This is a genomic window from Mangrovicella endophytica, assembly GCF_002893625.1.
In the GTDB taxonomy this organism is placed as follows: domain Bacteria; phylum Pseudomonadota; class Alphaproteobacteria; order Rhizobiales; family Rhizobiaceae; genus Mangrovicella; species Mangrovicella endophytica.
Genome location: NZ_PKMZ01000004.1, coordinates 113741 through 133904 on the forward strand (window position 1 = coordinate 113741; position 20164 = coordinate 133904).

Consider the following 20164-nt stretch of genomic DNA (forward strand, 5'->3'; position numbering starts at 1 on the left):
TCAGTTCCGTCCGTTGACGAAGGCCATGTCGGCCTCGGTGAGAGGCATGTCGCGCAGGCTGCGCATGACCGGGAAGTTCTCGTTCTCCTCCGCCGTGCGGACGAGCTCGATGCGCACGTCATAGCGCTGCCGGAAGGCATCGACGATCTCGTCGACGAGGAGTTCCGGAGCCGACGCACCGGCGGACAGGGCGATGGTCGCGCCTTCCCCGACGATGGCCCACGGGATGTCGCTCGCACGCTGGACCAGGACGCCGGTCATTGCGCCAGCGCGCTCCGCCACCTCGACGAGGCGCTTGGAATTGGACGAGTTCGGCGCACCGACGATCAGGAACAGGTCGGCCCCGGGCGCAGCGGCCCGCACCGCCTCCTGCCGGTTCGTCGTGGCATAGCAGATCGACTCGGATGACGGCGGCGTCACCTCAGGAAACTTCGCACCTATAGCGGCGATAATCCCGGCGGTATCGTCCACGGAGAGTGTCGTCTGCGTGACAAAGCCGAGCGCGGACGGATCCGCCGGCGTGAAGGCTGCGACATCGTCCTCTGTTTCGATCAGCGTCACGGTGCCCTCGGGCAGCTGTCCCATCGTGCCGATCACTTCGGGATGCCCCTTGTGACCGATCAGGAGGACGTGGCGGCCGAGCCGCGTGTGCCGCATCGCCTGCTTGTGGACCTTGGACACCAGCGGACAGGTGGCGTCGAGATACAGAAGCTCGCGCGCCTCGGCCGCCGCGGGGACGGACTTCGGCACGCCATGGGCCGAGAACACCACCGGCTGCCCATCATCCGGCACGGCATCGAGCTCTTCCACGAAGACCGCGCCCATGGTGCGCAGGCCTTCCACGACATAGCGGTTGTGGACGATCTCGTGGCGCACATAGACCGGCGCTCCATATTTTTTCAGCGCCAGCACGACGATCTGGATCGCACGGTCGACGCCGGCGCAGAAGCCGCGCGGCTCGCACATGCGGATGGTCAGCGGCGGCTTGTCGGTCGCGGCGTACAAATGGCTCTCCGGGTCATTCGCGGCGAATGAAGGCATCGGACCCGCCCCTGTCAAGGCCGCGAGCGCCGGTCCTTCAGCAGCAGCGCCGCGGTCACGGCGGCAAGGCCAGCGGCCAAGCCATACCAGGTGACGGCATATTGCAGGTGATCGTTGGGCAGGTCGATCACGGTGGTGCCGCCGACGGGATAGCCGCCGGGCACGTCCGTTTTCGCCTGGTCGACGAGGAACGGCACCAGCCGCACGCCGGCGGGGCGATCGAGCCCCTCGGCCATGGCGTCGACGTCGCGCCAGAAGAAGGTCCGCTGCGCCGGCTCGTTGTCCGGCACGAACATGCCGGGCTTCTCCGTCGGCGCGGTGCGGGCAAGGCCGGTGATGGTCACCTCGCCCTCGATCTGACCGTCTTGGCGCCGGGCAGGATCGCGCATCTCGTAGGGCACGAAGCCGCGATTGACGAAGACGAGGCGCCCATCCGTCGTCAGCAGCGGCGTGTAGACGTTCCAGCCGGCCGCACCGTCGAAGGTCGAGAGGAAGTACCGCTCGCCCTCATGCAGAAAGCGGCCGCGCAGCTCGACAGGCCAGTAGTCGACGTCGCCGGTCTCGGCAAAGCGGCGTTCGATCGCGTCGAGGCTCTGCGGGGCCGCGTGGATGCGCTCGCCGATGGCGGCGATCAACCCGTTCTTCCAGGTAAGACGCTCAACCTGCCAGGTTCCGAGGGCGCAGAGGATCGCGATCCCGACGAGCGTGCCGATCACGGCGACCCATCGGGCGCGTCGCGATAACGGCCGCGAGCCCGGATCCGCCGGGCGGGTCCCGCCGGCGCTGGTGGGATCAGACCGAGCCATCGCCGTCCAGCCGGCCTTCCGCCGCGCGGTTGCGAAACTGCAGGGCGATCATCACCCCTTTCAGCGCCCGCAGCAGCGGCAGGCACAGGATGAAGGTAAGCGGCACCCAGAGAACGAGGTGGAGCCAGAGCGGCGGGTTGAAAGATACCTCGGTCCAGAGCGCCAGTCCGCAGACGATGAAGCCGATGATCAGGATCACGAAGACCGCCGGACCATCACCGCTGTCGATGAAGGTGTAGTCGAGCCCGCAGCTGCTGCAGCGCGGCGCGGTGCTGAGGAAGCCCGTATAAAGGCGCCCCTTGCCGCAGCGTGGGCAGCGACCGAGGACGCCCGCCTTGATCGGGTCGACGGATGGCGTTGGGCGCTCGGCATCGCTCATCGCATTCTCCCTTCAAGCGAAAAAGGCGGCCTTCGAGAAGCCGCCTCCTTCCTGTTCCCAGATAGTGCCCGAATGGCGGTCCCGCGATCACTCGCCGTGGAACGTCGCCCCCCAGCTGCCCCAGATGTAGATGCAGAAGAAGAGGAAGAGCCAGACCACGTCGACGAAGTGCCAGTACCAGGCCGCCGCCTCGAAGCCGAAATGCTTCTGCGCCGTGAAGCCGCCGCGCACCGCCCGGATCAGGCAGATGAGCAGGAAGATGGTGCCGACGAAGACGTGGAAGCCGTGGAAGCCCGTGGCCATGTAGAAGGTCGAGCCGTAGATCGAGCCGGAGAAGGCGAACGGCGCATGCGCATATTCGTAGAACTGCACATAGGAGAAGATCGCGCCGAGGATCACCGTCAGGACGAGACCCGTGATCAGGCCGCGGCGGTCGTTGTGCAGCAGCGCGTGATGCGCCCAGGTGACCGTCGTGCCCGAGAGAAGCAGCGTGATCGTGTTGAAGAGCGGCAGATGCAGCGGGTCCAGCACCTCGATGCCGACCGGCGGCCACTGACCGCCCGTGACGGTGGCACGGGCAGCCTGTACCGCCTCGTTCGGGAACAGGCTCGCATCGAAGAAGGCCCAGAACCAGGCGACGAAGAACATCACCTCCGAGGCGATGAACATGATCATGCCATAGCGAAGGTGCAGCGAGACGACGCGCGTATGCGCACCCGCCCGGCCTTCCTTGATGGTGTCCGACCACCAGCCGAACATCACATAGAGGACGAGGGCGAGACCGGCGAAGAAGACCCACGGCGTCACCAGGTTGACGCCGAGCAGGATGAACTGCCCGCCCTGGATGTAGCGCATCCATGCGACCGCGCCGATCGCCATGATGAAGGCGCCGATGGAGGCGAGGAACGGCCACGGGCTCGGATCGATGATGTGGTAGTCGTGATGCTTCACGTGGGTTTCGGCCATGGTCCGTTCCTGGTCTTCCTGTTCCAGCCCGATTCTCCTTAGAGAGATTCGAAGCCGAGTTCTATCTGGCGATGCGCCGTTCCCTGCCCGCCGACGTCATCACAGTGCAAGCTCGGTCGGCAGCCGTCACAGGCGCCCTGTACCAAGGTTGCGATTTCCACTCTCTGCGACGGAAGCCGGCTCCGACTTCACGGGGAAGAAGGTGTAGGAGAGCGTGATGGTCGGCAAGTCCTTCAGCTCCTCCTGATCGGCAATCGCGGGATCGACGAAGAAGACGATCGGCATCTCCCGCTCTTCGCCCGGCTCCAGCGTCTGCTCGGTGAAGCAGAAGCAAGCGATCTTGTTGAAGTAGGAGCCGGCCGCATCGGGCGTCACGTTGAAGGTCGCCTGAGCCGTCACCCGTTGATTGGACAGGTTGCGGACCCGGTAGGCGGTCTGTCGCGTCTCACCGAGCTTGACCCGGACGTCCCGCTCTTCCGGCGCGAACTGCCAGGGCACGTCGGGCACGGCATTCGAATCGAAGCGGACGGTCACCTCGCGATCGACAACGGTGCCGAAGGCGCCCTCCGCGCGCTGCGTCGTGCCACCGTAGCCGGTGACCTGGCAGAACAGGCGGTAAAGCGGAACGGACGCATAGGCAGCGCCCACCATGCCGAGCGCAAAGGCTGCGCAGGCGATGGCGATCGCGATCCCGCGGCGCCGCGCTGTCGCCTGCCGATGTCCGATGTTCGTGCCGTCGGCCAACTCAGACCCCCATCTTGGCGATCGTGACGACGTAGAACAGGATGACGAGGCCGACCAGGAACAGGCCGATGGCGACGGAGCGGCGCCGACGCGCCCGCGCCTCGGCCTCCGTCAGCTTGACGCGCTCCAGCTCCATCTCAGAACCCCGCCAGGCCGAACGCCTTTTCCACCACCGCTTCGGTCAGAAGCAGGGCGAAAAGCGAGAAGAGATAGAGAATCGAGAAGGCGAACAGCTTGCGCGCCGGAGCCATGCTGCTGTCCTCGTCCGACATCCGATAGACGCCCCAGGCGCGGCGGATGAAGTTCGCGCCGAGCAGCGCCGAGGCGACGCCATAGACCGGCCCGGCAAAGCCCATGGCGTAGGGAAGAACCCCGACCGGCACGAGCACCAGGGAATAGGCCAGAATCTGAAAGCGGGTTGCCGGCTTGCCCTTGACGTTCGGCAGCATCGGAATGCCGGCCTTGGCGTAGTCCTCGAGCTTGAACAGGGACAGCGCCCAGAAGTGCGGCGGCGTCCAGAGGAAGATGATGAGGAAAAGAACGACGCTCTCGAGCGAGATGCTGCCGGTGACGCTGACCCAGCCGACCATCGGAGGAAAGGCGCCGGCGGCGCCGCCGATGACGATGTTCTGCGGCGTCGAGCGCTTCAGCCCCATCGTGTAGATCACGGCATAGAAGAAGATGGTGAAGGCGAGCAGCGCGGCGGCCGCCCAGTTCACGGCGAGACCGAGGAGAAGCACGGAGAAGACGGAGAGCGACAGGCCGAAGGCGAGCGCATTTTCCGGCGCGATGCGGCCGGTCGGCACAGGGCGCTTGGCCGTGCGGGCCATCAGCCGATCGATGTCGGCGTCGTACCACATGTTGAGCGCGCCCGAAGCGCCGGCACCGATCGCGATCGACAGGATCGCGATCACGGCCAGCGTCGGATGAATCGAGCCGGGCGCCAGCATGAATCCGGTGACGGCGGTCAGGACGACCAGCGACATCACGCGTGGCTTCAGGAGCTGCAGGTAGTCGCCCGGCTCGGCCAGGCTGATCCCCGGGCGAGCTTGGACGGCTGTTTCTGCGGCGATCAGGCTCACGGTCGACCTCGAGTTTCGACTACGAATCCGGCTGCGGCGCCTGGCGCCTTTACCGGTTGAGAACGCGACCCCAACCAAGGTTCGGCGGGGTCGCGTAAGGCTGTGCTTTCAGTGCGGCCGGCGCTTACTTGACGCGCGGCAGCTCCTCCCACTGGTGGAACGGCGGCGGCGAAGGCAGCTGCCACTCCAGGGTCGTCGCGCCGACACCCCAGGGGTTCGGTCCAGCGAGGCGCTTCTTCGCGAAGGCGTCATAGACGCCATAGAGGAAGACGAAGACCGCGACCGCCGAGATGTAGGAGCCGATCGACGAGACGAAGTTCCAGCCGGCGAAGGCGTCCGGATAGTCGACATAGCGGCGCGGCATGCCGGCGGCACCCAGGAAGTGCTGCGGGAAGAAGACGAGGTTCACGCCCACGAACATCAGCCAGAAGTGCGTGTTGGCGATGGTCTCGTTGTACATGTAGCCGCTCATCTTCGGGAACCAGTAGTACCAGCCCGCGAAGATCGCGAAGACGGCGCCCAGCGACAGCACGTAGTGGAAGTGAGCGACGACATAGTAGGTGTCGTGCAGCACGCGGTCCATGCCGGCATTGGCGAGCTTCACGCCGGTAACGCCGCCGACCGTGAAGAGGAAGATGAAGCCGATCGCCCAAAGCATCGGCGTGCGGAACGAGATCGAGCCGCCCCACATCGTCGCGATCCAGGAGAAGATCTTGATGCCCGTCGGCACCGCGATCACCATGGTCGCGAAGACGAAGTAACGCTGCGCGTTCAGCGAGATGCCGGTCGTGTACATGTGGTGGGCCCACACCACGAAGCCGACGACGCCGATCGCCACCATGGCGTAGGCCATGCCGAGATAGCCGAAGACGGGCTTCCGGGAAAAGGTCGAGACGATGTGGCTGATGATGCCGAAGGCCGGCAGGATCAGGATGTACACCTCGGGATGGCCGAAGAACCAGAACAGGTGCTGGTAGAGGATCGGGTCACCGCCGCCCGACGCCGTAAAGAAGGTCGTGCCGAAGTTGCGGTCGGTCAGCATCATGGTGATGGCGCCAGCCAGAACCGGCAGCGACAGCAGCAGCAGGAACGCCGTCACCAGCACCGACCAAGCGAAGAGCGGCATCTTGTGCAGCGTCATGCCCGGCGCGCGCATGTTGAGGATGGTGGTGATGAAGTTGATCGCGCCGAGGATCGACGAAGCACCCGCAATGTGAAGCGCGAAGATCGCAAGGTCGACAGCCGGACCGGGGTGCCCCACGGTCGACAGCGGCGGATACATCGTCCAGCCGGTGCCGGCGCCGTTGGAGCCTGCGGCACCCTCGACGAACATGGAAAGGACGAGGAGCAGGAACGCCGGGACGATCAGCCAGAAGGAGATGTTGTTCAGCCGGGGGAAGGCCATGTCCGGCGCGCCGATCATGATCGGCACCATCCAGTTGGCAAAGCCGCCGATCAGCGCCGGCATCACCATGAAGAAGATCATGATCAGGCCGTGGCCGGTGGTGAAGACGTTATAGACGGCCGGGTCGCCGAAGATCTGCATCCCCGGCTCCTGCAGCTCCATGCGCATGGCGACGGAGAGCGCACCGCCGATCAGTCCGGCGCACACTGCGAAGATCAGGTAGAGGGTCCCGATGTCCTTGTGATTGGTTGAATAGACCCAGCGCGTCCAGCCGGACGGCTTGTGGTCGTCATGGGCGACGTGAGCGGCATCATAAGCCATGTCGATCTTCCCCTTGAACCTTCTGGCCTAGTTGCCTGCGACCGCGACGCTGCCCGACGCCTTGATCTCGGCGGTGAGCTGCGCATTGGCGCCTTCGAGGTCGCTGCCGGCCGCAGCAAGCCAGCGGCTGAACTGCTCCTTGGAGACGACGCGCAGGCCGATGGGCATGTTGTAGTGTGACTGGCCGCAGAGCTCGGAGCACTGACCGTAGAAAATGCCCTCCTTCAGCGGCTCGAACCAGTATTCGTTGATGCGCCCCGGCACGGCGTCGACCTTCACGCCCATGGAGGGCAGAGCGAAGGAGTGGATGACGTCGGCGGAGGTGGAGATCAGGCGGATCACGGTGCCCACCGGCACCACCATCTCGTTGTCGACAGCCAGGAGACGCGGATAGAGGGCCTTGTCCTCCTTGCCGGACCCCGGACGATCCTCTTCACTCAACGGATAGGACTCGAACGAAACGGCTTCGGCGGCGTTGGCCGCGTCCGTCTGCGCCGGCTGGTATTCATAGCCCCAGTACCACTGGTAGCCGGTCGCCTTGACCGTCAGCTCCGGCTCGCGCGGCGGATTGTACTGCGCCGTCAGGAGCTGGAAGGACGGGATGGCGAGAAAGAGTAGGACCAGAACCGGCGCGACGGTCCAGATCACTTCGATCAGCGTGTTGTGGCTGGTCCGGGACGGAACCGGGTTCCGGCTCTCACGAAAGCGGTAGATGCACCATGCCAGCAGAGCCGCGACGAGGATGGTGATCGGGATGATGAAGGCCAGCGTGTAGTTGCTGAACCAATGGATCTGCTCTTCGATCGGAGAGAGCGCTTCCTGCAGGTTGATCTGCCAATTATGCGGCTGACCAGGATGGGCAACCGACTCCTGCGCGGCGGCCCCGGCGGTCAGCGCCAGCAGCGCCGTGGCGGCAATGGTCGATCTTCTCACAAACGCTCTCCTGTCGCCGTCGCGTCAGCTCAATCTCTGCCGCCGCGCCGCGCGAACGCCGGCGGCCGATATGGCATGCGTCCGGCGATCGTTCTGTCGGGGGCCCGGCGCTTCAAACCACGAAACCCGACGCTCCGCAATATTTCGGCGCACGGCAATCATTGTCGCCGCCGCACCATGCAGGCAACATAATCCCTTTGATTTCAGAGGGGTAGTCCTGCGACAATAATTCAGAAGCTTTCTAACAAAAGCGACGGTGCGGTCCGGTGCGGCCATTCCCCCTCGGCGAGGACGGCTTTCCGGATCGGGCGCGCTAACCATTTGTTTGCCATGTTCTCGGCAAGATGGTCAGGCGTTGATTCGGAAGGAACCATGCGAACCGTTCTCCAGACCGCATTGGCGGCAGCCCTGATCCTGGCCGGCCTCTGCCTCGCACCTGCGCAACTCCAGGCGCAGACCGGGACAGCCGGCGCGACCGGCAGCGTGAAATCGCAGCATGGCGCCTGGGCGGTGGTCTGCGACCAGCCCGCCGGCGCCGCGACGGAGCAGTGCGCCCTCCTCCAGAACGTCGTCGCCGAAGATCGGCCGGAAATCGGCCTGTCAGTGGTCGCGCTGAAGACGGCCGACCAGAAGGCCCGCATCCTGCGCATCCTCGCGCCGCTCGGCATCCTCCTGCCGAACGGCCTCGGCCTCTATGTCGACGGCAAGGACATCGGCCGGGCGCAGTTCGTGCGCTGCTTCCAGGACGGCTGCTATGCCGAGGTCATCCTCGAGCAGAAGCTTCTCGACACCCTGACCAGCGGCAAGATGGCGACCTTCATCGTCTTCCAGACGCCCGAACAGGGCATCGGCATTCCCGTCGACCTCAATGGGTTCGGCGAGGGCTTTGCCGCACTAAAGTAGGCCGAACCGGTCAACGCGATCTGGCAGCCGTGGTTCGATGCCGCGGCGGTTGGCAGGCGAGCGCCGAGCGCCTATCTGCGGCGGGCACATATTCCGCTCCCCGCCGCAGATTTCCGGACCCTCCCATGGCCGCTTCGCTGATCGAACGTTTCGATGTCTCCAAGTCTGCGATCGACCAGATCCTCGGCGAGGCGCTGACGGGAGCCGACGATGGCGAGCTGTTTCTCGAATATCGCGAATCGGAGTCGCTCGTCTTCGACAACGGCCGACTGAAGGCCGGCAATTTCAGCACCGACCAGGGCTTTGGCCTGCGCGCCGTCAGCGGCGAAGCGATCGGCTTCGCCCATTCCGGCGACCTTTCGGAGGCGGCGCTGCGGCGCGCATCCGATGCGGTCATGGCGGTGAAGAGCGGCCGCAGCGGCAGCTATGCCGATGCACCGCGGCGCACCAATCAAAAGCTCTATGGCGAGGAGAACCCGATCCCGGCGCCGAGCTTCGAGGCCAAGGTCAAGCTGCTGCAGGACATCGACGCCTATCTCCGCGCCAAGGGCGATGACGTTCGGCAGGTGTCGGTGACGCTCGGCTCGCAGTGGCAGAATGTCGAGATCCTGCGGGCCGATGGCGAGCTGGTGAAGGACGTACGGCCGCTGGTGCGCATCAACGTCTCGGTCGTAGCAGGCCGCGGCGACCGGCAGGAGAGCGGCTCCCACGGCGCCGGCGGCCGCACCGGATTCGGCGAGTTCATGATAACGGAGAACTGGCAGCGCATCGCCGACGAGGCGCTGCGGCAGGCCCGCGTCAACCTCGAAGCCGTGCCGGCACCGGCAGGCGTCTTCGACATCGTGCTCGGCGCGGGATGGCCCGGCGTCATGCTGCACGAGGCCGTCGGTCATGGCCTCGAGGGCGATTTCAACCGCAAGAAGACATCGGCCTTCTCGGACCTCCTCGGGCAGCAGGTGGCGGCCAAGGGCGTCACCGTGGTCGATGACGGGACAATCGCGGAGCGGCGCGGCTCGCTGACGATCGACGACGAGGGCACGCCGACCAACCGCACCGTGCTGATCGAGGATGGCAAGCTCGTCGGCTACATGCAGGACCGGCAGAACGCCCGGCTGATGGGTATGAGCGCCACCGGCAACGGGCGCCGCCAGTCCTATGCCTATGCGCCGATGCCGCGGATGACCAATACCTTCATGCTCGGGGGCGACCGGACCCCGGAGGAGATCATCGCCTCCGTCGGTGACGGGATCTATGCCGTATCCTTCGGCGGCGGCCAGGTGGACATCACCTCCGGCAAGTTCGTCTTCGCCTGCACCGAGGCGTATCGGATCCGCGGCGGCAAGGTGGCCGAGCCTGTGAAGGGCGCCATGCTGATCGGCAACGGTCCGGAGGCGATGCACCGGGTCTCGATGGTTGGCAACGACATGGCGCTTGATACCGGCATCGGCATGTGCGGCAAGGCCGGCCAGGGCGTGCCGGTTGGCGTCGGCCAACCGCATCTCAGGATGGATCAGGTGACGGTCGGCGGAACGGAAGCCTGAGCGAAAGCCGTTCGACCGCCTGCGGTGAACAGCCACCGGCGCAAGAGCAGCGCTCTCCAAGCCGGCATGACGAAAACGTGACAAACGTTAGCGGCGGTTGTGCAACGGTATTCCGGCGCATTTTGCGTTGTAACAGTTAGTGCTTGGCCATTTCGAACGTGAGGACGTATGACCGTCATACTTTCTTCACAATCCCGGATGGGCGCCGCAGATGATCATATTGAAAGGACGGCAGCCGGCGGCTTCGGGCGGTATCAACGACGTCTACCTGCATCCGAACGACGACAGCCTTCTGATCAAGGTGACGCGCGATCACGCCGTCGCCCGTGCCGCCAAAAAGTCCGCCTTCTTTTATGGCCCGGAACGCCGCTATCGCCACCTGAAGAACTTCCTTCGCCCGTTGCGCGAGCAGGTGGCGTTGCGAGCCGCGACCGGCTGCGGTTCAGCCCATCTCGAGACGCTGATCGGGCTGACGGAGACCGACCTCGGTATCGGCCTCATCGTCAAGGCCGAGACGCGTGATGGCCGGCTGGCGCCAACCCTCGACGGTCTTCTGAAGTCAAGCACTTTCGACGCGGCGATGCGCGAGGAACTCGATCGCTTCTGCGCCTGGGTGGTCGAGAGCCCCATCGTTCTGAATGATCTCCGTGCCCGCAACCTCGTCTATGTCGACGATCCTTCCGGCGGCGGACGCTTCGTGATGATCGACGGCTATGGCGAAACCGGCGCAATTCCGATGAAGAGCTGGCTCGGCTGGCTCAACCGCCGCAGCAAGCGTCGCGACGTGGCGCGCCTGCTGGAGCGCGTCGATGCTGTTCTGGCCAAAGCAGCGCAACCGCCGGCAACGCTCCAGCGTGACCGGAGAGCGCCATCCTACCGCCTGCCGACGATGTCGGCCGGCGGCATCGGGTCGGCATCGCGCTGAGAACTGCGACGGCCGAACAATGGCCGTCGCTCAAGGTCTTTCGCCCTGCCCCTTCAAGGATAAAGCCGCTCGCGCCGCCAGGCCTCGTCCGGACCGCTGCGGCGGAAGACGATACGATCATGCAGGCGGAAGGCGCCATCCGCCCAGAACTCGATCTCCGACGGGGCGACGCGGAAGCCCGACCAATGCGGCGGCCGCGGAATGTCCTCACCGCCGAAGCGCGCCTCGACATCGGCGATGCGCGTCTCCAGTTCGGCGCGCGATGCGAGCGGCCGTGACTGCTGCGAGGCCCATGCGCCGATCCGGCTGCCGAGGGGCCGCGAGGCGTAGTAGCGATCCGCCTCCGCCTCGCTCACCTCAACGATCGGGCCACGCACGCGCACCTGGCGGCGCAACGACTTCCAATGCAGGCAGAGGGCGGCCCTGCGGGAGGCGAGGAGCTCGCGGCCTTTAGCGCTCTCGAAATTGGTGTAGAAGACGAAGCCGCTCGAATCGACGTCCTTCAAGAGCACCATGCGGACGTTGGGCAGCCCATCCGGATCGACCGTCGCCAGAGCCATGGCATTGGGGTCGTTCAACTCGCTCGCGGTAGCGTCCGCCATCCAGCGGCCGAACAGGGCAAACGGATCGTCGCCGGCCTGCGTTTCACCAAGGGTTAAGCTCTCGTTGGTCATACTGCCCGTCGACTCCGATCAGAAGCTGCCGCGCCGAGCGAATCGGCGGTGCCGGCGGAAACATAAGAGTGCGATGCGCCCCGTCCAAAGCCTTCCCCTCTTCATGCTGCTTTCGTGCCTTGGTGGCTGCATGGTCTCGGGAGGAGGCGTGGACGACCTCGTCGACCACAGCATCCAGACCGGGTCGATCAGCGCACCCGCCGACCAGACACCGCCCGACCAGCTGTCGGACCAGCGGACCGTGCGCAACGCCGTCTCGGCCGCAGCACTTGCGGATGTCGGCTCGCTCGCCTGGGCCAATGCAGACACCGGCGCGAGCGGCGTCATCACCGCCATCCGCGAAGTGCGTGACGGCAACAACATCTGCCGCTCCTTCAAGACCTCGCGCCAGCGCTTCGACGGCATCGCGCTCTACAACGGCGAAGCCTGCACCAAGGGTGAAGGCCAGTGGACGCTGACGCGCTTCAACGAAGAGGGCTGAGCGGCGTCCGGCACAATCAAGCCTTAGGAAGTCTGGACGCAGACCTTAAATTCGGCACCGGGATCAGCCATATAGAGGGTAAGTGCGGCCAGTTCGGCTGCCCATCCTAAACCGTATCAGGACCGATCCCGACATGCGCGATCCCTACGCCGCTCTCGGCGTCGCAAAAACCGCGAGCGAGAAGGACATCAAGTCCGCCTTCCGCAAGCTCGCCAAGACCTATCACCCCGATGCCAACGGCAACGATCCGAAGGCAAGCGCGCGCTTCAACGAGATCAATCAGGCCTACGAGATCCTCGGCGACAAGGACAAGCGCGCCCAGTTCGACCGCGGCGAGATCGATGGCGAGGGCAAGCCGAAGTTCCAGGGCTTCTCGGGCTTCGGCGGCGGCGGCGATCCCTTCGCCGGCGCGCGGCGCGGCACCGGCGGCTTCGAATTCCGCTCCGGCGGCCGCGACGATCTCGGCGGCGGCGAGAGCATGTTCTCGGACTTCTTCGAGCAGGCTTTTGGCGGCGGCGGGGCTGGTCGCCGCGGCGGCGCCTCCGGCTTCACGGCAGCGCGCAACGCATCGGCCAAGGGCGAGGACATCCGCGCGACGCTGAAGGTCCGGCTGGAGGATCTCGTCTCGGAGGAAAAGGTCGAGGCGATCTTCCCATCCGGCAAGCGACTCGCCATCCGCCTGCCCGACGGCGTTGAGAACGGCCAGACGATCCGCCTCAAGGGCCAGGGGCAACCGGCTCCCTTCGCCGGGGGAACGGCGGGCGACGCGCTGGTGACGATCGAGATCGTCGAGCATCCGCGCTTCCGGGCAGAAGGCGGCGACCTTTTGCTCGACCTGCCGGTGTCGGTGCGCGACGCCGTGCTCGGCGCCAAGGTGCAGGTGGAGACGCTGGACGGTCGCGTAGCGCTGACGCTGGCGCCCTGGACCAATGCCGGCCGGACACTGCGCTTGAAGGGCAAGGGGCTACCGAAGAAGGGCGGCGGGCGCGGCGACATCCTCGCAACGGTCCGTCTGACGCTGCCGGCCGAGCGCGATCCGGAGCTCGAAGCCTTCTTCCGCGCCAAAGCCGAGCCGCAGCCGGCAGCCTGACGCAACCGGTACGGTCACTCCGGCCCTGCGCTTGAAGGGGCGAAGGGCCTATGCCATACCGCCCGCGCACCTTTTTGACATGTCGGCATGCGCGGAGACGGATCCATGACCCCAGCCATCGGTCTGATGAACGGCAAGCGCGGCATCATCATGGGTGTCGCGAACAACCGCTCGATTGCCTGGGGCATTGCCAAGGCGCTGTCCGAACAGGGTGCCGAGATCGCCCTCACCTATCAGGGCGACGCGCTGAAGAAGCGGGTCGAGCCGCTGGCCGAGGAGCTCGGCGCCTTCGTCTGCGGCCATTGCGATGTTGCGGACGCCGCCTCGATCGACGCGTGCTTTGCCGCGGTCGAGGCCAAGTGGGGCAAGATCGACTTTCTCGTCCACGCCATCGGCTTCTCCGACAAGGACGAGCTGACCGGACGCTACGTCGACACGACCGAGGGCAACTTCACCAAGACCATGCTGATCTCGGTCTACTCCTTCACGGCTGTCGCCCAGCGCGCCGAGAAGCTGATGACCGAAGGCGGCTCGATGCTGACGCTCACCTATTACGGCGCCGAGAAGGTGATGCCGAACTATAACGTCATGGGCGTCGCCAAGGCCGCGCTCGAGGCGAGCGTGAAGTATCTCGCCGTCGATCTCGGCCCAAAGGCCATCCGGGTCAACGCGATCTCGGCCGGCCCGATCAAGACGCTGGCGGCATCTGGCATCGGCGATTTCCGCTACATCCTGAAGTGGAACGAGTACAATGCGCCGCTGCGCCGGACGGTGACGATCGACGAGGTGGGCGATGCCGGCCTCTATCTCCTCTCCGACCTGTCGCGCTCGGTCACCGGCGAGGTGCATCACGTCGATTCCGGTTACCACGTGGTCGGCATGAAGGCCGTGGACGCGCCGGATATTTCCGTGGTGAAGGACTGATCCCGCGTCGCAGATGAGCTTGCCGACGCTGTATCTGTGCCGTCATGGCCAGACCGACTGGAACGCCGAAGGTCGCATCCAGGGCCAGCGGGACATTCCGCTGAACGATCTCGGCCGCACGCAGGCCGCGCGCAACGGCCGCTATCTCAAGGAAACGCTCGGCGACGCTGCCGCAAGCTTTCGCTATGTGGCAAGCCCGCTCGGCCGCACCCAGGAGACCATGCGGATCCTGCGGCGCGAGATCGGCCTCGATCCCGCTGATTTCGAACTCGACCCGCGGCTGGTCGAGCTGCATTTCGGCGACTGGCAGGGCTGGACGCTGCGTGAGCTGAAGGAGCGCGACTCAGCCGGCATTGCCGCACGCCGGCGCGACAAGTGGAACTTCCTGCCGCCTGGCGATGGTGCCGAGAGTTACGAGCGGCTCGCGACCCGCGTGCGGCCGGTCTTCGAGAGCCTCGACGGACCGACGATCATGGTGGCGCATGGCGGCGTTTCCCGCGCTTTCCTGCGCCTCTACTGCGGCGTCAGCCCGGCGGATGCCGCGCAGGCCGGAATCGAGCAGGACCGTATCCTGACGCTCGATGAAGGGCGCGCCGCCTGGGTCTGACGCGCCGGCAGCGGTGCATTGGCAGATGGCGGGCCGGATCGGCCCGTCGGGATCAGCCGACGAGGCGCATCGTCGGTTGGACGCGCTCGGCGGCGACTTCGTCATAGATCACGACGACCTGCATGCCCGGCTCGACGGCGGCATAGTCGAACTCGCCGGGGAGCTCGTAGACATTGCCGTCATCGAGCGTGATCAGGGCGCGATCCTTATCGATGGCCTCGATCGTACCCGCCGACTCCTCGGCCTTTGCGGGGATGGTGACGGACACGGACAGGAAGGAGCAGGCGAAGAACGCCAGGATCTTCTTGGGCATGGTTAGTCCCTCCGATACTCTCGGAACGATACGCCGGCCGAGCCCCTCTCGTCCGGCGAGTCGTCATCTGAAAAGGTCGCGAAGCGCGGCCTCCGTTGCACCTGAAACTCGGTCCTGAATGTGTCTTTTCTCGGCCGGAATTTCGCGCTTTTCGCGCTTGTCTGTAGCATTTGACCATTACGCTTAAGCTGCCGTAAACGACGCCTGTCCGAGCGTCCCGCACAGCCTGCTCCCACCTGAGTTATCCCCATGTCGCACAACAGCTTCGGCCATCTCTTCCGCGTCACCACGTGGGGCGAGAGCCACGGGATCGCGCTCGGCTGCGTGGTCGACGGAACGCCGCCGGGCCTCAGCTTCACCCGCGACTTCGTGCAGGGCTTCCTCGACAAGCGCCGGCCGGGCCAGTCGCGCTTCACGACGCAGCGCCAGGAGCCGGACGCGGTGAAGATCCTCTCCGGTGTGATGCCAGGTGAGAGCGAGGGCTCTTACATCTCCACGGGCACGCCGATCTCGATGATGATCGAGAATGTCGACCAGCGCTCGAAGGACTATTCCGACATCGCCAAGCGCTACCGGCCGGGCCATGCCGACATCACCTACGACATGAAGTACGGCATCCGTGACTATCGCGGCGGCGGACGCTCCTCGGCCCGCGAGACCGCGGCGCGCGTTGCCGCCGGCGCCATCGCACGCCTCGTCGTGCCCGGCGTGACCATCCGCGGCGCGCTCGTCCAGATCGGCGATATCGCGATCGACCGTTCGCGCTGGGACTGGGACGAGGTCGATCGCAACGACTTCTTCTGCCCCGATCCCGTGACCGCCGAGCGCTGGGCCGAGTATCTCGGCGAGATCCGCAAGCGTGGCTCGTCGATCGGCGCCGTGGTCGAGATCGTCGCCGAAGGTGTTCCAGGCGGCCTCGGGGCACCGATCTACGGCAAGCTCGACGCTGATATCGCCAGTCACCTCATGTCGATCAACGCCGTGAAGGGCGTCGAGATCGGCGACGGCTTTGCCTCCGCGACGCTGACCGGCGAGGAGAATGCCGACGAGATCCGCGCCGGCAACGACGGCCAGCCGGTGTTCCTGTCGAACCATGCGGGCGGCATCCTCGGCGGCATCTCCACCGGCCAGCCGATCGTCGCCCGCTTCGCCGTCAAGCCGACCTCGTCCATCCTGACCACCCGGCGCTCGATCGATGCCGACGGCAACGAGGTAGACGTCATAACCAAGGGGCGGCACGACCCCTGCGTCGGCATCCGGGCGGTGCCGATCGGCGAGGCGATGGTCGCCTGCGCGATCGCCGACCACTATCTCCGGCACCGTGGGCAGACCGGCCGCGTGTAGCCGGCGCGCCCTCAGCCACCTCGCGCCCTGACACCTCTGCGTAAGGCGCGGCGGCCGGCCCGCTGCCTCAGAGCAGGCGGCGGAGAATGTCCATAACGTCGCTATCCATCTGGGCGACGTTGAAGCGCATCATCCCCATCGCCGTGCCCGCGACGCTGAAGACGTTGCCGGGCGCCAGCACCACACCCTCCGCCATGGCAGCCTTGGCGAGCACCGACGCGTCCTGGCCGGCCGGCAGGCTGCACCAGAGATAGTAGCCGCCGCGCGGCTGCACGAAGGGTCGGATGCCGAGCGGCTCCAGCATCGCCGTCATGTCGCGCCGCCGCTTCGCCAGCTTGAGGTGGAGCGCGGCCAGGTGCTTGCGGTAGCTGCCGTCATGAAGCGTCCCGGCGACGAGTTCGGCCGCGACGGGACTCGGGCCGCCGAAGCTCGTCGCCACCTGCAGATCGACCAGACCTTCGATCCAGTCAGGCCGCGCGGCGATGTAGCCACAGCGCACCGAAGCCGAGAGCGTCTTGGAAAAGCTGCCGATCCGCACGACGCGCGCCAGGCCGTCGAGCGCCGCCAGCCGCGGCGAGGGCTCGGGCTCGAAGTCGGCGAAGATATCATCCTCGACGATGATCAGATCATGCGCCGCGGCAAGGGTGAGGATCCTGTGCGCCGTCTGCGGCGACAGCGACGCGCCGGTCGGGTTGTGGATGGCCGAGTTGGTGACGTAGAGGCGCGGGCGGTGCGTTTCGACGGCCTCGGCAAAGCGCGCAACGTCCGACCCGCTCGCGGTGTAGGGCACGCTCACGATCGTGGCCCGGTGCGCACGCAGAAGTGCCTGGAAGTTGAAGTAGCAGGGATCGTCGAGAAGGACGGTGTCGCCGGGCTGCAGGAGGAAGCGGCAGACGAGATCGATCGCCTGCGTCCCCGAGCCCGTCAACAGGATCTGGTCGGGCCCGGCCACGATGCCTTCAGACGCGAACTGACGCGCCAGCAGAGCGCGCAACCCGCCCTGCCCGCGCGTCGATCCATAGTCCGTCAGCACGGCATCGTCGGCCTTGGCGAGGGCGCGTACGGCGCGGCGGAGCGCAGCCGTCGGCAGCCAGTCCGGCGGCAGCCACCCGCATCCCGGCCGCAGCATCTGCGGGCCGGCGTCAAGCGACTGCCGCGAGACCCAGAAGGGGTCGATGGCGCGATCAAGGCGCGGCTGCAGCTCGGCCAAGGCCAGTGGTGGCTGCGCGCCGGCGACATAGAAGCCGGAGCCCGGCCGGGCGCGGATCAGCCCCTCCGCGGCCAACCGGTCATAGGCCTCGACCACCGTCGACGGAGAGACCTTCATCGCCGCGGCGAAGCGCCGGATGGACGGGAGCTTCTCGCCGCTCGTGAGAGCGCGGTCCGCGATCCGGCGCCGGATCTCATCCATGACGGCCGAGGTCCGCGTCCCCCGCCGCTCGTTCTCCACCACCGATGCCATGCGTATCGGTTCCCGCTCCGGTACAGTTCGACGAAACCGTACTGAACCGCCCCTGTGATGACCAGAGCACCTGCGCTACCCGGCTGAGGCGTAACGGAGATCATCATGCAGCGGTCAACGGCCGGATGGGGCAGCGGCTTTCTCGGCGTCCTCATCTTCAGCGGCTCGCTGCCGGCGACGCGCATCGCCGTCGCGGGCTTCACCCCTCTGTTCCTGACCTCGGCGCGCGCGGTGATCGCCGCACTGCTCGCGGGCGGCCTCCTCCTCGCGCTGCGGCAAAGACGGCCGGCGACGAGCGACCTCCTCCCCCTCGCCGTCGTCGCGGTCGGCGTCGTTCTCGGCTTCCCGCTGCTGACCGCACTGGCGCTCCAGCATATCACCTCGGCGCACTCGATCGTCTTCATCGGGCTTCTGCCGCTGTCGACCGCGATCTTCGGTGTGCTGCGCGGCGGCGAGCGGCCGAAGCCGGCCTTCTGGCTCTTCTCCGTCCTCGGGGCGGTCACCGTCGCCGGCTTCGCGCTGACGCAGAGCGGGCCGGCATCGCTGGCGGGCGATCTCCTGATGATCGCCGCGATCGTCCTCTGCGGCCTTGGCTATGCCGAAGGCGCCACCTTGTCCCGCCGCCTCGGCGGCTGGCAGGTGATTTCCTGGGCGCTGATCGTCGCCTTCCCAGTCATGGCAGCCGTTGCGGTGGCGACAGTGCCGGGCACCTTGGACGGCATCGGCGCGCCCGCCTGGCTGGGCCTCGCCTATGTCTCGGTGTTCAGCATGCTGGTCGGCTTCGTCTTCTGGTATCGCGGCCTGGCGCTCGGCGGCATCGCCGGCGTCGGTCAGCTGCAGCTGCTGCAGCCCTTCTTCGGGCTGGGGCTCGCAGGTTTGCTGCTCGGCGAGCCCGTAGCGTGGACGATGATAGCGGTCACCGGCCTTGTCGTGCTCTGCGTCGCCGGTGCCAAGCGGTTCGCGTGAGGACATCGAGGCCGCAGGCTGCGGCGCTCGGTGCCCTCCTGCCCCCCGGGCGCTCGCCGGAGCCGTTCATTCAGCCGCGAACGTCGGCGCCGCCGAAGACGATGTGGTTGCGGACCGGCGGCGCGAACAGGCCGTAGAGGAACGGGCTGGCGCCGCCGCTCACCTCGTCCAGCACCGCCAGATGCTCCGGAGCGATCGTCAGCGACAGGGCATCGACATTGCTGATCATCTGCTCCGCACGGCCGACGCCCATCAGCGTCGACGCGACACCCGGCCGCCCCACCACCCAGGCGAGAGCGATTTGCGCCGGCGTCTGTCCGGCCTCAGCGGCGACACGCTTGACTGCTTCGACGATCCGCCAGTTGCGCTCGGTGAAGAGCGAATCCCCGAAGGGATTGTCGCCGTCCAGCCTCTTGTCGCCTTCCGGACGTGCTTCATCGGCTGAACGGCTCTCATTGGGAACGCCGCCCTTGCGCGGCGCCGCAGCCTCCACCGCAGCCCTGTCGTATTTGCCGGTGAGAAGACCGTACGCGAGCGGGCTCCAGGGGACGAGGCCCAAGCCGAAGGCCTTGGCGAACGGCACATGCTCGGCCTCGACGCCCCGTTCGACGAGTGAGTAGAAGAACTGGAGCCCGATTGGGGCCGGCAAACCGTGCTGGCGCGCCAATGTCGCGATCTGCGCGGTGTACCAGGCTGGCATGTTGGAGACGCCCCAGTAGCGGATCTTGCCGGCCCGCACGAGGACACTCATGGTTTGCAGCAATTCCTCGGCCGGCGTGATCCCATCCCAAATATGGATCCAGTAGAGGTCGATGAAGTCGGTCCGAAGCCGCCGCAACGATGCCTCCACCGAGGCATGGATGTGCCTGGAATTGTTGCCGCCTTCGTGAGAGCCGCGCCCTGTGGCGAAGCCTGACTTCGTGGCGATGATCACCTGGTGGCGCAGCGTACGTTCGGCGACGAAGGTCCCAACCATCTCTTCCGACCGCCCGCCGGAATAGACGTCGGCCGTGTCGATGAAGTTGCCGCCGAGATCGACGTAGCAATCGAAGATCGCTCGGCTTCCAGCTTCGTTCAGGCCCCAGCGCGCCGTCCCGAACGTCATGGTGCCGAGGGCAAGCGGACTGACGAGAAGGCCCGAGCTGCCGAGCGGGCGGAGGGTCTGGAGGTTCATGAGCGGCATCTTCCTGACTGATCGATCCGGCGAAGATGGACCTTTGAGCGACGCCCGATTAGACCGCGGGCAACGCATGGGTT

The 20164-nt window shown here is 66.2% G+C and carries 22 protein-coding genes; 9 read left to right on the forward strand and 13 right to left on the reverse strand.

Annotation, left to right across the window (positions count from 1 at the left end; all coding sequences use genetic code 11):
- From ispH to coxB, 9 genes are all read right to left on the reverse strand, one after another.
- On the reverse strand, positions 1-1041 hold the full coding sequence (gene ispH, locus C0R46_RS12100; RefSeq protein ID WP_102959898.1) for a 4-hydroxy-3-methylbut-2-enyl diphosphate reductase: 1041 nt from the start codon (positions 1039-1041) through the stop codon (positions 1-3).
- A gap of 14 nt (positions 1042-1055) precedes the next feature.
- Positions 1056-1757 carry an SURF1 family protein gene (locus C0R46_RS12105; protein ID WP_245413552.1) on the reverse strand — a complete coding sequence of 234 codons (702 nt, stop codon included), beginning with the start codon at positions 1755-1757 and terminating at the stop codon, positions 1056-1058.
- Positions 1758-1833: 76 nt separating this feature from the next.
- Entirely contained in the window at positions 1834-2226 is a 393-nt protein-coding gene (locus C0R46_RS12110; protein WP_102959900.1) for a DUF983 domain-containing protein, read from the reverse strand.
- Between the two features lie 87 nt (positions 2227-2313).
- Positions 2314-3192 (reverse strand): cytochrome c oxidase subunit 3, encoded by an 879-nt coding sequence (locus C0R46_RS12115; RefSeq protein WP_102959901.1) that lies wholly within the window; start codon positions 3190-3192, stop codon positions 2314-2316.
- A 126-nt stretch (positions 3193-3318) separates the two neighbouring features.
- Complete coding sequence (locus C0R46_RS12120) at positions 3319-3936, reverse strand: cytochrome c oxidase assembly protein (protein ID WP_245413553.1); 618 nt, start codon at positions 3934-3936, stop codon at positions 3319-3321.
- Position 3937: 1 nt separating this feature from the next.
- Positions 3938-4072: a hypothetical protein gene (locus C0R46_RS21280; protein ID WP_280953023.1), complete on the reverse strand. Its 135-nt coding sequence runs from the start codon at positions 4070-4072 to the stop codon at positions 3938-3940.
- A 1-nt stretch (position 4073) separates the two neighbouring features.
- On the reverse strand, positions 4074-5018 hold the full coding sequence (gene cyoE / locus C0R46_RS12125; RefSeq protein WP_425349884.1) for a heme o synthase: 945 nt from the start codon (positions 5016-5018) through the stop codon (positions 4074-4076).
- Between the two features lie 124 nt (positions 5019-5142).
- Positions 5143-6744, reverse strand: coding sequence for a cytochrome c oxidase subunit I (ctaD, locus tag C0R46_RS12130; protein WP_102959902.1), 1602 nt, complete (start codon positions 6742-6744; stop codon positions 5143-5145).
- Positions 6745-6771: 27 nt separating this feature from the next.
- Positions 6772-7677 (reverse strand): cytochrome c oxidase subunit II, encoded by a 906-nt coding sequence (coxB, locus tag C0R46_RS12135; RefSeq protein WP_102959903.1) that lies wholly within the window; start codon positions 7675-7677, stop codon positions 6772-6774.
- Positions 7678-8049: 372 nt separating this feature from the next.
- Between coxB and C0R46_RS12140 the strand changes: the two genes are divergently transcribed.
- From C0R46_RS12140 to C0R46_RS12150, 3 genes are all read left to right on the forward strand, one after another.
- Complete coding sequence (locus tag C0R46_RS12140) at positions 8050-8580, forward strand: invasion associated locus B family protein (protein ID WP_102959904.1); 531 nt, start codon at positions 8050-8052, stop codon at positions 8578-8580.
- Positions 8581-8705: 125 nt separating this feature from the next.
- On the forward strand, positions 8706-10121 hold the full coding sequence (gene tldD, locus C0R46_RS12145; protein WP_102959905.1) for a metalloprotease TldD: 1416 nt from the start codon (positions 8706-8708) through the stop codon (positions 10119-10121).
- 211 nt (positions 10122-10332) lie between these two features.
- Positions 10333-11046 carry a YrbL family protein gene (locus C0R46_RS12150; RefSeq protein ID WP_102959906.1) on the forward strand — a complete coding sequence of 238 codons (714 nt, stop codon included), beginning with the start codon at positions 10333-10335 and terminating at the stop codon, positions 11044-11046.
- Between the two features lie 53 nt (positions 11047-11099).
- On the opposite strand, the gene pdxH is transcribed toward C0R46_RS12150, so the two are convergent.
- On the reverse strand, positions 11100-11720 hold the full coding sequence (gene pdxH / locus C0R46_RS12155) for a pyridoxamine 5'-phosphate oxidase (protein WP_102959907.1): 621 nt from the start codon (positions 11718-11720) through the stop codon (positions 11100-11102).
- Between the two features lie 148 nt (positions 11721-11868).
- Between pdxH and C0R46_RS12160 the strand changes: the two genes are divergently transcribed.
- The 4 genes from C0R46_RS12160 to C0R46_RS12175 all read left to right on the forward strand — a co-directional run bounded on the left by C0R46_RS12160 (position 11869) and on the right by C0R46_RS12175 (position 14822).
- Positions 11869-12201, forward strand: a complete 333-nt coding sequence (locus C0R46_RS12160) for an RT0821/Lpp0805 family surface protein (RefSeq protein ID WP_157944637.1) — start codon at positions 11869-11871, stop codon at positions 12199-12201.
- A gap of 133 nt (positions 12202-12334) precedes the next feature.
- Complete coding sequence (locus C0R46_RS12165) at positions 12335-13291, forward strand: DnaJ C-terminal domain-containing protein (protein WP_102959909.1); 957 nt, start codon at positions 12335-12337, stop codon at positions 13289-13291.
- A 105-nt stretch (positions 13292-13396) separates the two neighbouring features.
- Positions 13397-14215, forward strand: a complete 819-nt coding sequence (gene fabI / locus C0R46_RS12170; RefSeq protein WP_102959910.1) for an enoyl-ACP reductase FabI — start codon at positions 13397-13399, stop codon at positions 14213-14215.
- A gap of 13 nt (positions 14216-14228) precedes the next feature.
- Positions 14229-14822, forward strand: a complete 594-nt coding sequence (locus C0R46_RS12175; RefSeq protein WP_102959912.1) for a histidine phosphatase family protein — start codon at positions 14229-14231, stop codon at positions 14820-14822.
- 52 nt (positions 14823-14874) lie between these two features.
- Here the strand turns inward: C0R46_RS12175 and C0R46_RS12180 are convergent, their stop codons facing one another.
- The gene (locus tag C0R46_RS12180) at positions 14875-15135 is read right to left on the reverse strand and encodes a DUF1344 domain-containing protein (protein ID WP_102959913.1); all 261 of its coding nucleotides are present in this window, start codon (positions 15133-15135) and stop codon (positions 14875-14877) included.
- 249 nt (positions 15136-15384) lie between these two features.
- Between C0R46_RS12180 and aroC the strand changes: the two genes are divergently transcribed.
- Positions 15385-16479, forward strand: coding sequence for a chorismate synthase (aroC, locus tag C0R46_RS12185; RefSeq protein ID WP_102959914.1), 1095 nt, complete (start codon positions 15385-15387; stop codon positions 16477-16479).
- A 67-nt stretch (positions 16480-16546) separates the two neighbouring features.
- On the opposite strand, the gene C0R46_RS12190 is transcribed toward aroC, so the two are convergent.
- A complete protein-coding gene (locus C0R46_RS12190) occupies positions 16547-17941 on the reverse strand; it encodes an aminotransferase-like domain-containing protein (protein WP_245413554.1) in 1395 nt (464 codons plus the stop codon).
- Positions 17942-18046: 105 nt separating this feature from the next.
- On the opposite strand from C0R46_RS12190, the gene C0R46_RS12195 reads away from it, so the two are divergent.
- Positions 18047-18907 carry a DMT family transporter gene (locus C0R46_RS12195; protein ID WP_102959915.1) on the forward strand — a complete coding sequence of 287 codons (861 nt, stop codon included), beginning with the start codon at positions 18047-18049 and terminating at the stop codon, positions 18905-18907.
- A 70-nt stretch (positions 18908-18977) separates the two neighbouring features.
- Here C0R46_RS12195 and C0R46_RS12200 read toward each other — a convergent pair whose 3' ends face one another.
- Positions 18978-20081 (reverse strand): aldo/keto reductase, encoded by a 1104-nt coding sequence (locus tag C0R46_RS12200; protein ID WP_102960028.1) that lies wholly within the window; start codon positions 20079-20081, stop codon positions 18978-18980.
- Positions 20082-20164: the final 83 nt, after the last annotated feature.